Source organism: Pseudomonas sp. JH-2, assembly GCF_036231725.1.
In the GTDB taxonomy this organism is placed as follows: domain Bacteria; phylum Pseudomonadota; class Gammaproteobacteria; order Pseudomonadales; family Pseudomonadaceae; genus Pseudomonas; species Pseudomonas delhiensis.
In genome coordinates this window covers 1-11438 of sequence record NZ_JAZAQP010000024.1, presented here as the reverse complement: position 1 = coordinate 11438, position 11438 = coordinate 1, and the positions used below count along the sequence as shown (strand labels likewise).

Annotated in this window: 15 protein-coding genes; 5 read left to right on the top strand and 10 right to left on the bottom strand. The window is 56.6% G+C overall.

The window, feature by feature from the left end; all coding sequences use genetic code 11:
* Nucleotides 1-25: 25 nt before the first annotated feature.
* The 5 genes from VV867_RS17325 (at nt 26) to VV867_RS17305 (ending at nt 5411) form a co-directional block, all read left to right on the top strand.
* Nucleotides 26-2386: an efflux RND transporter permease subunit gene (locus VV867_RS17325; RefSeq protein WP_275629635.1), complete on the top strand. Its 2361-nt coding sequence runs from the start codon at nt 26-28 to the stop codon at nt 2384-2386.
* Nucleotides 2387-2401: 15 nt separating this feature from the next.
* Complete coding sequence (locus VV867_RS17320) at nt 2402-3343, top strand: WD40/YVTN/BNR-like repeat-containing protein (protein WP_109933380.1); 942 nt, start codon at nt 2402-2404, stop codon at nt 3341-3343.
* An 85-nt stretch (nt 3344-3428) separates the two neighbouring features.
* Entirely contained in the window at nt 3429-4145 is a 717-nt protein-coding gene (locus tag VV867_RS17315) for an NAD(P)H-dependent oxidoreductase (RefSeq protein ID WP_109933381.1), read from the top strand.
* On the top strand, nt 4105-4734 hold the full coding sequence (locus VV867_RS17310) for a hypothetical protein (RefSeq protein WP_256595830.1): 630 nt from the start codon (nt 4105-4107) through the stop codon (nt 4732-4734). The genes VV867_RS17315 and VV867_RS17310 overlap by 41 nt, the downstream gene beginning before the upstream one ends.
* A 134-nt stretch (nt 4735-4868) precedes the next feature.
* Entirely contained in the window at nt 4869-5411 is a 543-nt protein-coding gene (locus VV867_RS17305; protein ID WP_109933382.1) for a flavin reductase family protein, read from the top strand.
* 57 nt (nt 5412-5468) lie between these two features.
* On the opposite strand, the gene VV867_RS17300 is transcribed toward VV867_RS17305, so the two are convergent.
* From VV867_RS17300 to VV867_RS17255, 10 genes are all read right to left on the bottom strand, one after another.
* The gene (locus VV867_RS17300) at nt 5469-6188 is read right to left on the bottom strand and encodes a hypothetical protein (RefSeq protein ID WP_328567096.1); all 720 of its coding nucleotides are present in this window, start codon (nt 6186-6188) and stop codon (nt 5469-5471) included.
* 41 nt (nt 6189-6229) lie between these two features.
* Nucleotides 6230-6913, bottom strand: coding sequence for a hypothetical protein (locus VV867_RS17295; RefSeq protein ID WP_328567095.1), 684 nt, complete (start codon nt 6911-6913; stop codon nt 6230-6232).
* A 193-nt stretch (nt 6914-7106) separates the two neighbouring features.
* Nucleotides 7107-7529, bottom strand: coding sequence for an NTF2 fold immunity protein (locus VV867_RS17290; RefSeq protein WP_328567094.1), 423 nt, complete (start codon nt 7527-7529; stop codon nt 7107-7109).
* A gap of 9 nt (nt 7530-7538) precedes the next feature.
* The gene (locus VV867_RS17285; RefSeq protein WP_442965038.1) at nt 7539-7868 is read right to left on the bottom strand and encodes an RHS repeat-associated core domain-containing protein; all 330 of its coding nucleotides are present in this window, start codon (nt 7866-7868) and stop codon (nt 7539-7541) included.
* 216 nt (nt 7869-8084) lie between these two features.
* Nucleotides 8085-8624: a hypothetical protein gene (locus VV867_RS17280; RefSeq protein WP_328567093.1), complete on the bottom strand. Its 540-nt coding sequence runs from the start codon at nt 8622-8624 to the stop codon at nt 8085-8087.
* Nucleotides 8625-8762: 138 nt separating this feature from the next.
* Nucleotides 8763-9179, bottom strand: a complete 417-nt coding sequence (locus VV867_RS17275; protein ID WP_328567092.1) for a hypothetical protein — start codon at nt 9177-9179, stop codon at nt 8763-8765.
* Nucleotides 9180-9452: 273 nt separating this feature from the next.
* Nucleotides 9453-9884, bottom strand: coding sequence for a DUF2628 domain-containing protein (locus tag VV867_RS17270; protein ID WP_109933388.1), 432 nt, complete (start codon nt 9882-9884; stop codon nt 9453-9455).
* Between the two features lie 40 nt (nt 9885-9924).
* Nucleotides 9925-10194 (bottom strand): hypothetical protein, encoded by a 270-nt coding sequence (locus tag VV867_RS17265; RefSeq protein WP_141137700.1) that lies wholly within the window; start codon nt 10192-10194, stop codon nt 9925-9927.
* Nucleotides 10195-10242: 48 nt separating this feature from the next.
* Entirely contained in the window at nt 10243-10872 is a 630-nt protein-coding gene (locus tag VV867_RS17260) for an Imm43 family immunity protein (RefSeq protein WP_146219586.1), read from the bottom strand.
* Nucleotides 10869-11438: RHS repeat-associated core domain-containing protein (locus VV867_RS17255; protein WP_328567091.1), on the bottom strand; the 570-nt coding region annotated here is incomplete at its 5' end. The genes VV867_RS17255 and VV867_RS17260, both read right to left, overlap by 4 nt.

Sequence of the window (11438 nt, the reverse complement as noted above, 5' to 3'; positions counted from 1 at the left end):
GGCACTCGTTGCATCGAGGCATTCCATGTTGGCTTACCTGGTGTCGGCGCTCGAGCGCCTTCTCTTCCGCCATCGCCTGGCGACCCTCGGCCTGCTGGCCGTAATCACTCTGGTGATGGGCTTCTACGCCTCGCGCCTGGAGATGTCGGCCGGCTTCGACAAGCAGCTGCCGCAGCAGCATGCGTTCATCAAGACCTTCAACCAGTACCGCGACGTGCTGTTCGGCGCCAACCGCATCATCGTGGTACTGCACGCCAGGCACGGCGACATCTGGAACAGGCAGGCGATGACCCGCCTGTACGACCTCACCCAGGCGCTGTTCTTCATGCCGGGCATCGACCGCCGCAGCGTGACCTCGCTGTGGACGCCGAACACCCGCGCGGTGCAGATCACCGAGGAGGGCATGAAGGCCGAGGACGTGGTCGGCGGCGACGTCACCGTCGGCACCCTGGACGACCGCGCCATCGCCGGCATCCGCGAGCGCACCATCATCGGTGGCTTCGTCGGCAGCCTGGTGGCCAACGACTACTCCGGAGCCATGGTGGTGGCCGAGCTGGCCGACCCGGACCCGCAGACCGGCAAGCGCCTCGACTACCTCGAGTTCAGCCAGCGCCTGGAAGAGCAGGTGCGCGCCAGGTACGCCGACGCCGACTATGACGTGCAGATCATCGGCTTCGCCAAGCAGATGGGCGACATCGGCGCCGGGGCCAGGAGCGTGGTGGCGTTCTTCGGCCTGGCCTTCGTCCTCACCGTGCTGGCGGTGTACTGGTACACGCGCTCCTGGGTGCTGACCTTCCTGCCGCTGTGCTGCTCGCTGGTGTCGGTGGTCTGGCAGTTCGGCACCCTCACGCTGCTCGGCTTTGGCCTGGACCCGCTGGCGATCCTGGTGCCCTTCCTGGTCTTCGCCATCGGCGTGAGCCACGGGGTGCAGCAGGTCAACTACATCGCCAAGGAAGTCTGCGCCGGCGCCGACGGCCTGACCGCCGCGCGGCGCAGCTTCGTCGGCCTGCTGATCCCCGGCACCCTGGCGCTGATCACCGCCTTCGTCGGCTTCGCCACCCTGGTGCTGGTGCCCATCCCGATGATCCGCGAGCTGGCGATCACCGCCTCGGTGGGGGTGGCCTACAAGATCGTCACCAACCTGGTCATGCTGCCGCTGCTGGCCAGCTACTTCCGCTTCGATGCCGCCTACGTGGCCCGCGTCGAAAGGCTGCGCCGCGCGCGCGACGGGCTGATGGTCCGCCTGGGGCGCATCGCCGAGCCGCGCAACGCGGCCATCGGCGGCGTACTGTGCCTGCTGCTCATGGCCGTGGCCGTGTGGCAGAGCCAGGGCCGCCATATCGGCCACGTGCTGCCGGGGGCGCCCGAACTGCGCGCCGACTCGCGCTACAACCAGGACGTACAGAGCGTCGTGGACCACTTCTCCCTGGGCCTGGACCTGTTCACCGTCGCCGTGGAGACCCCGGCCGGCGGCTGTTACCAGCACGACGTGATGCGCTACGTGGAGCGCCTGACCTGGTACCTGGGCAACGTGCCCGGCGTGCTCTCGGCGCAATCGCTGCCGGCGCTGACCAAGCTGGCGGCCTCCGGGGTGAACGAGGGCAACCCGAAATGGGCGGCGCTGCCGCAGGACGAACTGTCCCTCGCCGAAGCCGTGCGCCAGGTGCCCGAAGCCCTGCACCTGTACAACGCCGACTGCACGCTGCTGCCGGTCAACCTGTACCTCGCCGACCACAAGGCCACCACCCTGACCCGCGTGGTGCAGGCGGTGGAAAGCTACCGCGCCAGCCACCCCATGGCGGGCGTGAACGTGCGCCTGGCCAGCGGCAACGCCGGGGTGCAGGCCGCCACCAACCAGGTGGTGGAGGCCTCCGAGCTGCCGATGATGCTCTACGTCTACCTGACCATCCTGCTGCTGGTGTTCCTCGTCTACCGCGACTGGCGGGCCATGGTCGCCTGCTGCCTGCCGCTGACCCTGGCCACCTTCCTCGGCTACTGGTTCATGAAGGCGCTGGACATCGGCCTGACCGTGGCCACCCTGCCGGTGATGGTGCTCGCCGTGGGCATAGGTGTGGACTACGCGTTCTACATCTACAACCGCCTGCAGATGCACCTGGCCGCCGGGCAGAACATCGTCGACGCCTTCAAGCAGGCCCTGCGCGAGGTGGGCGTGGCCACGGTGTTCACCGCGCTGACGCTCTCGGTCGGTGTCGCCACCTGGGCCTTCTCGGCGCTGAAGTTCCAGGCCGACATGGGGCTGCTGCTCACCTTCATGTTCATGGCCAACATGCTCATGGCCATCACCCTGCTGCCGGCCATCGCCGTACTGCTGGAAACCCTGATCCCGCGGCGGGGGCCGGTGCGCGCGCCCCTGATCGCCCATTGAATGGAGGACGCGCGAATGTCCAGCATCCAACCCCTGCGCCCGCTCCTGGCCGCGCTGGTACTGAGCCTCGCCGGGCAGGCCTGGGCCGCCGAAACGCAAAGCCCGGCCATCGCCCTGGACGCCGCGCAGCGCACGCCGCTGGTCGCGGTGGCCGGGGCCGGCCAGCGCCTGGTGGCCGTCGGTGACCATGGCGTGGTCGTGCTATCCGACGATGGCGATGCCTGGCGCCAGGCGCGCAGCGTGCCGGTCGACGGCCTGCTGACGGCGGTGAGTTTCGTCGACGACCGCCAGGGCTGGGCCGTCGGCCATGGCGGCGTGCTCCTGCACAGCGAGGACGGCGGCGAAACCTGGGCCCTGCAGCAGCGCCTGGACGACAAGCCGGTGCTGCTCTCGGTGTGGTTCGAGAACGCCCGCCACGGCATCGTCGTCGGCGCCTACGGCTACGCCGCGCAGACCGAGGACGGCGGGCGCAGTTGGCGACGCCTGGCGGTCACCGCCGAAGGTGACGACTTCCATCTCAACCACATCTTCGCCGGCAGCAATGGCGGCCTGTTCATCGCGGCGGAACAGGGGCACGCCTATCGCTCGCTGGACCGCGGCGCGACCTGGCAAGCGCTCGACACCGGCGCCAGCGGCTCGCTGTGGAGCGGGTCGGGGCTGCGCGACGGCCGGCTGCTGCTGGCCGGCATGAGCGGCCGGGTGCTGCTCGGCGATCGCCTGGGCGAGCACTGGCAGGCGCTGGACAGTGGCAGCCACGAGGCGATCACGGCCGTTGCGCAGTTGGCCGATGGGCGCGTGGCGCTGGTCGGCAATGGCGGCCTCGTCGCGCTTTCCGACGCCAGCCTTGCGCGCTTCGCTGCCGCACGACGGGAAGACCGCCTGAACCTGTCGGCACTGGCGCCGCGGGCGGATGGGCATCTGCTGCTGTTCGGGCCCGCCGGGGTGATTACCCAATAGAAACGGGCCGCCCTGGTGTCCGCTGGCGCGTTCGCCGGACACCAGGGCGGCCACCCAGTTGTCAAAAACGGAAGTCTGGAAAGCAATGAAAGTCTTGATAGTACATGCCCACAACGAGCCGGCCTCTTTCAACGCCGCGCTGAAAAACCTCGCGGTCATGGTGTTGGGCGAGCAGGGGCACGAAGTGGTCGTTTCCGATCTTTATGCCCAGAAGTTCAACCCGGTTGCCACCGCCGAGGATTTCGGACATCGAGCCAATGGCGAATATCTGGTCTATGCGCTGGAGCAACGGCACAACCACAACAACGGCATGTTGGCGGCGGACATCCAGGTGGAGCTCGAAAAGATAAAGTGGGCCGACCTGATCATCTTCAACTTCCCCCTCTACTGGTTCGGCATGCCCGCCATCATGAAGGGGTGGATCGACCGGGTCTTTGTGTCCGGGTTCTGCTATGGCGGGCGGCGGATCTACGACCGAGGCGGCTTGAAGGGAAAGAGGGCGATGCTCGCCTTCAGCCTGGGCGGGCAGCGCCATATGTTCGGCAAAGGCGCCGTGCATGGCGAGATGGAAGCCCTGCTGCGCCCCATCCACCAGGGAATGCTCGCCTATGTCGGGCTCGAGGTCCTGCCGCCATTCATTGCCTATCACGTCCCATACATAAGCGCGGCGGAGCGCCGGGAGTACTTGAATGAGTACGCCCGGCACCTCGTTACCCTCGAGCAGCGCGAGGCGCTGAAGTTCCCAAGGCTGGACGACTTCGATGAGTCGCTTCGTCCCCTGGGGGAGGAACGGGGCTGCTGAGCCGCCCGCTTTGCGGGCTGGCCATTTTCAGGGTTTGAAAATACCTGTCGAATTCAAGTTGGAGAACCTCATGCCCTCAAAGGAATTCATCGAGGGGTTCCGCCAGGAACTCGCCAATCGCTCGTTCGCGCTGATAACCGTAAGGCGGATGGCGGCGCGTTGCAGGGGAAGTGATTGGCATATGTTCTGGCAGGCCTATTGGGACCTGGAAATCCTGAATGCTCGTCGATACGAAGCCGCGGCGCTGCGCTGGGGGCTGGACCCCACCCCGGGATTACCGACGAAGCTGAAGGCCTGGATCGTTTCGTCGGTACCCCGGTGCCTGATGGTTGGGCTGGTGAAGTTCGTTCACGGAAAGACCATCGCCTATGTCGATCGGCTGCGCGACCTGCGGCAGTCGGGGCCGGCCGAGACCGTGGCATTTCTGGATTTCATGGTGGAGCAGGAAGAACTTCAAGTTGAAATGATGCGGCTGGCGCTGGCCGGCCGACATTCGGAAATGCGTGCCTGCGCGGAAGGTTTTTTCCTGAAGCATGAAGGTTCCACTTCCAGGCCCGGACAGGGTGCCAGGCAGGTATCCGCAAGCTGAATGCGAGTCCAGTGACGTGGCTCGGGGAAAACGCCTACGCTATTACTTCCCACGCCCCTGGGGAGGGGGGAAGAAAGGCCACACCACCAGTGGTCTCCATCCCTCGCCGTAGCACGCAACGAGGAACCCTCGCCATGAAAGCGCTGAAGCTGGAGAAGGCCTTCACCCTCCTGGAGCCCGGCCCGCTGGTATTGGTCACCACTTGCGACGACGGCCAGCGCAACATCATGACCCTGTCCTGGACCATGGTGGTCGACTTCACTCCACGCTTCGCCCTTACCACCGGGCCCTGGAACTACTCCTACACCGCCCTGGAGAAGACCCGCGAGTGCGTCATCGCCATTCCCTCCGTGGACCTGCTCGACACCGTGGTCGGCATAGGCACCTGCTCCGGCGCCGACACCGACAAGTTCGCCCGCTTCGGGCTGACCGCCCTGCCAGCTAGGCATGTCGGCGCGCCGCTGATTGGCGAGTGCCTGGCGAACATCGAGTGCCGGGTGGTCGACGTGATCGAGCGGCACAACATAGTGGTACTCGACGGCATCGCCGCCTATGTCGATTCCAGGCGCGAGGAGCGTCGTACCCTGCATGCTGTCGGTGATGGCACCTTCGTGGTGGATGGCGAGATGCTGGACCGGCGCAAGGCGATGCGCTCGAAGTTGCCGCCTGGTGTCTAGGTGGTTGGGTGTGGCTACGGCAGAGCCATGGGGCTTGGCATCGAGTCCGAATCTTTCCTAGCCGAGTGTCCGTGACAGCCAGGCGATCAACCTGGCCAGCCAGAAGCGCTGGCGCCACGCGCGAATCTGCGGCAGGTTCTCGAAGATGAATGGTTTGACGCGACTGCGTTCCTGGCTGGCCAGTGATGTGAGCGCAGGAATGGCATTGCGCAGGTAGTACACGTAGTACAGGGAGGTGACTGCGAAGAATCCATAGAGCCAGAGCGCGACATGGGCCTTGTCAGCGGGTTCGCCTAGCATTGCCATCACCGTGGCGGAAAGCGCGGCTGCGATACCGCCGGTCCAAGCACCAAGGCTTTTGTCGTCGTCTTCGGAGTAGCTGACCTGTTCGTGACGGACCTGAAACGGTGAAGTGAACTTGCGGCGGAGCCCTACCAGCCAGTAGGCCGCTATCGTCAGCCCACTGGGGACGAGGGCCATACCGAGTGCCTGCAACTGCGGTTGTCCACCCAGGCGCTGAAAAGCCGCGATCCCCATTACCAGGCCCAGCATCGGGCAGACTGCGAGCCAGTTGATGAGTGCGGTACTGGCAAAATCGAGGAAACGCTCGCTGACGCAAGATACTCGCAGAAAACGCACGAAGGCCCACATGCAAATCAGCAGGTAGGGCAGCAGAAGCATCGGCATCAGGCCGACGGCTGCGCCACCTATCAGCACCCAGCAGAGCAAGCCGGAAAGCAATTGCCTGAAGAATCGGTTCGGGTCGGGTGTGAGCATCCTTTCTCTTCCGTCAGGAGGTATTCGATTATGTTTGGAGGCTACAGTTCTCGTTGAATGATGGTGTCTTCTAGAAATACAGAAATCCAAGTATCCATTACTTTCCAAAAATTGAATCCGGTTTCTATTTTGTCAGGGGCCTCATGCCACCAGATCGAAGCATGCCCACTCTTTTTTTGAGGGTTTATGCAAAGATAGTCGCCTGCACCATTGTGAAGTAGACCTGTTAACTTTGAAATAAAGCTTGGGCTGTCTCCATCGTAAAGGTCCGATATGTTGACCTGTAGCTCAATAGGGAGAGGGCCCATGGATTGGGAAGGATAGAAAGTGAATCCGTTATGCAGGTTTAGATAGAAATACTTAATATCTTCAGGTAGTTCCTGGGTTTTGGCTTTTTGAGGCCTATTGTTTGAGATTGGAGGTGCTCCTAAATAAAAATAAAATCCATCAGTGTCTCTGAATATATAGATGAGTTTAGGCTCGTCGTCTGAAAGCAAGGCTGTTCCTATAAGGACTTTTTTCAATAGGTTGAAGGTCCATGGGAGGTGATCCTTGAATCTTTCCCACTTCGCAGGTATCCACGGAGAGTATGCATGTGTTACGCCGAAACCTTTCCACTCGGCAGGGTATGAGTGACTCGCAGGAACTTTTTCTGGCGACATGAATATTCTTGATTTTGGGAAGCTATGGCTCAGTTCAGCTTCTAGTTTGCCTGTGTTTATCATGGCCCACTCCTGTATTTGGTGTTTCTAGTAAGCCGTAAAGCAAAGCGGCCTTGACTATTTTTTGCACTGTTTGCATTCTCTTGCCCCGCCGGGCTTGGACGGGCCCATGATGGCGGGGGAGAAGGGGGTGATGGAGGTAGCGCAGTGAGGATACTTCATTGGATAGAATTCCTTGTCTAATAAATAGTAAATATTATATGGGTACTGCAGTCCATTTTTCTTTATGATTGAGTAGTTCTCTTTTCTTGACTTTCCATCCTTCTGGAGTCTCCTGCATGGTTATTCGATATTGGTTTTTGAATCCTGCAGAGCGGGTGTGGGTGTATACTATATTTCTCTTCGAATTTTCGATATTAATTACCTGGTCTGTGTCAAAGTCATAAGTCGTAGGATCTCCTGTGCCGAGATCAATGAGCCTTCCATAGTTTTTCCCCTCTTGAATAACGTACTTCTCTAATATCTCGTTAAGTTTGTGTCTGGCCTTGTTGTCTAGGTTTTCCGTTTCATCGCCATTTAAGATAAGTTTTGTTTTTTCAGTGTGGTATTCGGATTCCCAAAGCTTCATGGCATCCATGACTTCTTTGATTCGGGCTCTGGCTTCGTTTGTTTTGTCCATGCCTGTTCTCTAGTTTGAAAATATTTTATTAATTATCTTCGAATCGTTCTGGTATTCGTCGTAAATTATAGATATTGGACGGGTTCCGCCATTTTTGTATATGAAGGAGATATCAACATCTACTGCGCCGTTTTTCTTTATATAGGTAGCGATATCGCTCTCGAGTGTACTTGCCGCATATTGATACAGGTTGGTTCCGCCCGCTAGAGCTCTAGGATCCTTCCCCACAAACCGCCCCACCACCGGATCGTAGTAGCGGAAGGTGTTGTAGTGCAGCCCCGGCTCCGCATCGAAGTACTGCCCCTGGAACCTCAGGTTCTGCTTTGTATAGCGTTCCACTTCCCCCAGGCCTTGTAGGTGGCTTGCCGTCCTCGTCGGAGATGTCCAGCTGTGTGCCGATCTGGTCGGTGTGGAAGTAGTAGGTGCGCTCGTCACCGCCTTGCCGGTTGGTGCTTTTCGTCGTGCCGTCGCGCTCCATGGCCTTGGCTACCCGGTGGCCGCCATGGTAGGTGCGGCGGCGGATTAGGTGGTCTGGTTGCTTCGTCGCTGTTCTTTTTATCTTGTTGGTGGCGGTAGAGGTACGCCACTGAATATAAAGCCTTTGGATTCGTCCCAGTTTACGCCTGTATTGAAATAGATTATGAGGCGTTTTCTTATTTTTTCTGGATCTCCAACCATTCCGCAAAGTTCGTTATCATATATTTCGGAAATATCTGTTGTGATGGATAAGTTGTCTTTTATGATTTTTGCTTGGTAGCTCGAATAGTTATCTGTCAGTTCGATTAGCTTAGCTCCGCCCTTGGGACCTTGACCAAATATGGCGCTCAGCATCTTCTTTTTGATCGGTCTCTTGTTGGGTGACACCTTGCTCGCGTCAACGATTGAGGAAAAGATTGGCTTGATCTTTTTTTCTGTTACGAATAAGCAAAAAATAATATTTTCTTTGTTGAGGTCTATATTTTTCCATGTATCGCTGTCTCGGCGGACATCGAAGAATTCCATTAGTGAATTTTTCCGCATTTGGGCTAGGGAATAAATTCCTTCGTCGATCTTTATGCTTAAAATCTGATCTTCTACCCATTTGACTGATTTCAATTTCTCACAACTCCTGTTTGTGTGTTTGTCCGGGTGTCTTCTATAAGGAGCTTGTCATGATTATTCGTATGAGTTAGGCAGTTCAGATTTTCTGCATACAGTTGAAGAGAATAAGAAGGTGCGCTGTTTGATTTATTGCTAAAGTTGCTCTATGCTCGCTTTTTCTATTTTTGTCTTGTGCAGCGTAACAAGGGCGTTTTCGGAAACCACCAGGCGAAAATCATCAGCAATCCCAAAGTCTTGCTGTCCAGCCTTTCCAGTTATTTTTAGCCAATAGAATTTAGGGAGATTTTTTCCTTTGTAAGTCTTATTGAAATTTTCGGATTTGGTTATCTCCGCTGTATCAAATTTGAATCCGGACAAGGCGCTTTTTTCAAGCTGGCTTTTGAGGTTTTCAGAAGCAATAAAGCAGGGGAGCGACTCTATAAGGTCATCACCCAGCCATCCGTCAAATTCGTAGTCTAGTCTGGTGACAAGAGGCGGGTGTACTGATGTATCAATTAGCGAGTTTCTGCCGATCCCGCCGCTGACTTCAGGTTCTATGTAGTAGTACATTTGTCAGTCTCTTATTGATGGATTAAATAGATATAAAAATTTTCCATCAATTTTTCAAATCGACAGGGTATGAATAACTCGCAGGAACTTTTTTGATATAAATATTCTTGATTTTGGGAAGCTATGGCCCCGTTCAGCTTCTAGTTTTCCTGTATTTATCATGGCCCACTCCTGTGTTTGGTGTTTCTAGCAAGCCGTAAAGTAAAACAGTCTTGACTATACCAAGTCCGGTATAATCTTCAGCGAATTATTAGAGAGCAAACTGAGGCATGGCTATAGCATCCGCTGGCCTTCGAAGGGATTCCAGCCTTGCTGGCCTTTGACCTGCTTGAGGTAGTAGGCGTAGTTGGTGATGACGGCGTAGCAGGCGGCGAAGCCCATGCCGATGCCGTTATCCAGCGCGCGGGGGATCTCGATGCCGGTCAGTATCTCGAACAGACCCTCCAGGATGCCCACCGCGAAGATGATGCCGAGCATCGCCAGGTTCTTTTTCCACAAGCCGAGGACGAACCAGTAGATGGGGCCGAAGAAGAAGGCCAGGAGGCTGGCGTTGATCAGGATGCGCTTGCCGAAGGGCAGGGCGCGCAGGGCCTGCTTGTAGGTTTCGCTGCGCGGGCCGCCGTGCTGGTCATAGAAGGCGAAGCGTTCCTGCCATTTCGGCTTGAGGTTGCCTTGGCTGGGTTGGGTTTGCGGGATGCTTTCCATGGGACCTCCTGTCATGGTTATCCGTGTGGGTGGCTGTGGCTCAGGCCTTCTTCAGCCGCGCCGCGGCGAGGAAGGTCACCAGTACCGTGGCGAAACCCCAGAGGGCTGGTCCTACGGTTGGAATGGGGCGCAGCACGAAGAAACCGACTACTGCCGTCGCTACGGCGGCAATCACGGCGATTTTCTTGTCAGCGGTGATGCTGAACTTGTTGTTGCACTGTTTGCATTCCCTTGCCCCGCCGGGCTTGGACGGGCCCATGATGGCGGGGGAGAAGGGGCTGATGGAAGTGGAACAGTGAGGGCATTTCATTATGAAATCCTTTTCTTAAATAATAGCTTTGAACTGAGTTGGCAGTTTCTAGTCAGTGATTTCCCCCCATGGGTCATAGCGATATTTTTCATCTATTGGTTGGAATGTTATGTTTGAGGCTTGTTGCTGTTCTAGTTTGTTTTTAAATCTTTCGCTGCAGGCGAGGCTCATTGTTTCTGTGCAGCGAAATAGATCTAGCTTTGTGCTTAGTGGAGAGAATTTCTTTATCCAGCTATAAACCGGTGTTGGGGGGAAGAGATTGTTTATCATCGGCCTTCCAGTCTCGATATCCTTCTCTTCTTGGAAAATGGATCTCTCTGTGTCAAGAAGAGAGAGGTTCTGGGCGGGAAGAAATACGTAATAATTCTTTGGAGGGCGCTCTCCGTTGGAGAATTTGATTTCAATCGGGATTTTTCTATACTTGACGTTCAGTTCATTACAGGCTTCTATGAATTTTTCTGATACGAAATAAGTATTGGTTCCGTAGAAGTCTGCATTAAATTCTTTTATATGTCTGTCAGTAATTTTTATTTTGTAGTCTTTTTGGATTGTAATTGACTCTGGGTGGGGTTCGTACGTGTTCCACTCCCATTCTGGATGGTTTATCTCCATTGGGATGTGTTCAGAGTTTCCTTTGTTGGCAGCGTAAGTTATGAAGTAGTAAGTGGGATTATTCATAGAAGTCTTCCAGTTATTTTGTCGATGACAAACTTTCCACTCTCTAGCCCTTCTTTTGCCATGCTCTGAATTCTGCCTACTCCCAAAGCTAGCTGAGTGTCACTTAGATTTCCGGTGCTAAAGAGTCTATTTAGCTTGTCCAGTTCGGTTTTTATTGTGCCAGTGTAGTTTGAGTGATTTGACCAGTGGCCGGGAAGTCCAATTTTTTTAGCTAAATCAGAGCTTCCCGGCAAGAAGATACCATTGGATGCCCCGTCTCCATCGAAGCCCATACTTTTTAGACGGTTAAACATAGGGGCATAGTCTGCATGTTTCATTAACTCTTCAGGGATAAGATGGTGATTGGCCATCCCATCCCCTGGTCGTGCCCCCATATTGTTGCCAAGCTTAGTAGAGCACCACCCCAGCGGGTCTATCCACTGAAAGGGATTTGGTCCATATAGGTATATGTTTATTCCTCCGCCCAACCCAATCGGATCCTGCCCCACAAACCGCCCCACCACCGGATCGTAGTAGCGGAAGGTGTTGTAGTGCAGCCCCGTCTCCGCGTCGAAGTACTGCCCCTG

Bases quoted from the DNA above. Each gene is read 5' to 3' on its own strand.
- VV867_RS17325 (WP_275629635.1), top strand. From the start codon at position 26: ATGTTGGCTTACCTGGTGTCGGCGCTCGAGCGCCTTCTCTTCCGCCAT.
- VV867_RS17320 (WP_109933380.1), top strand. From the start codon at position 2,402: ATGTCCAGCATCCAACCCCTGCGCCCGCTCCTGGCCGCGCTGGTACTG.
- VV867_RS17315 (WP_109933381.1), top strand. From the start codon at position 3,429: ATGAAAGTCTTGATAGTACATGCCCACAACGAGCCGGCCTCTTTCAAC.
- VV867_RS17310 (WP_256595830.1), top strand. From the start codon at position 4,105: ATGAGTCGCTTCGTCCCCTGGGGGAGGAACGGGGCTGCTGAGCCGCCC.
- VV867_RS17305 (WP_109933382.1), top strand. From the start codon at position 4,869: ATGAAAGCGCTGAAGCTGGAGAAGGCCTTCACCCTCCTGGAGCCCGGC.
- VV867_RS17300 (WP_328567096.1), bottom strand. From the start codon at position 6,188: ATGCTCACACCCGACCCGAACCGATTCTTCAGGCAATTGCTTTCCGGC.
- VV867_RS17295 (WP_328567095.1), bottom strand. From the start codon at position 6,913: ATGATAAACACAGGCAAACTAGAAGCTGAACTGAGCCATAGCTTCCCA.
- VV867_RS17290 (WP_328567094.1), bottom strand. From the start codon at position 7,529: ATGGACAAAACAAACGAAGCCAGAGCCCGAATCAAAGAAGTCATGGAT.
- VV867_RS17275 (WP_328567092.1), bottom strand. From the start codon at position 9,179: ATGTACTACTACATAGAACCTGAAGTCAGCGGCGGGATCGGCAGAAAC.
- VV867_RS17270 (WP_109933388.1), bottom strand. From the start codon at position 9,884: ATGGAAAGCATCCCGCAAACCCAACCCAGCCAAGGCAACCTCAAGCCG.
- VV867_RS17265 (WP_141137700.1), bottom strand. From the start codon at position 10,194: ATGAAATGCCCTCACTGTTCCACTTCCATCAGCCCCTTCTCCCCCGCC.
- VV867_RS17260 (WP_146219586.1), bottom strand. From the start codon at position 10,872: ATGAATAATCCCACTTACTACTTCATAACTTACGCTGCCAACAAAGGA.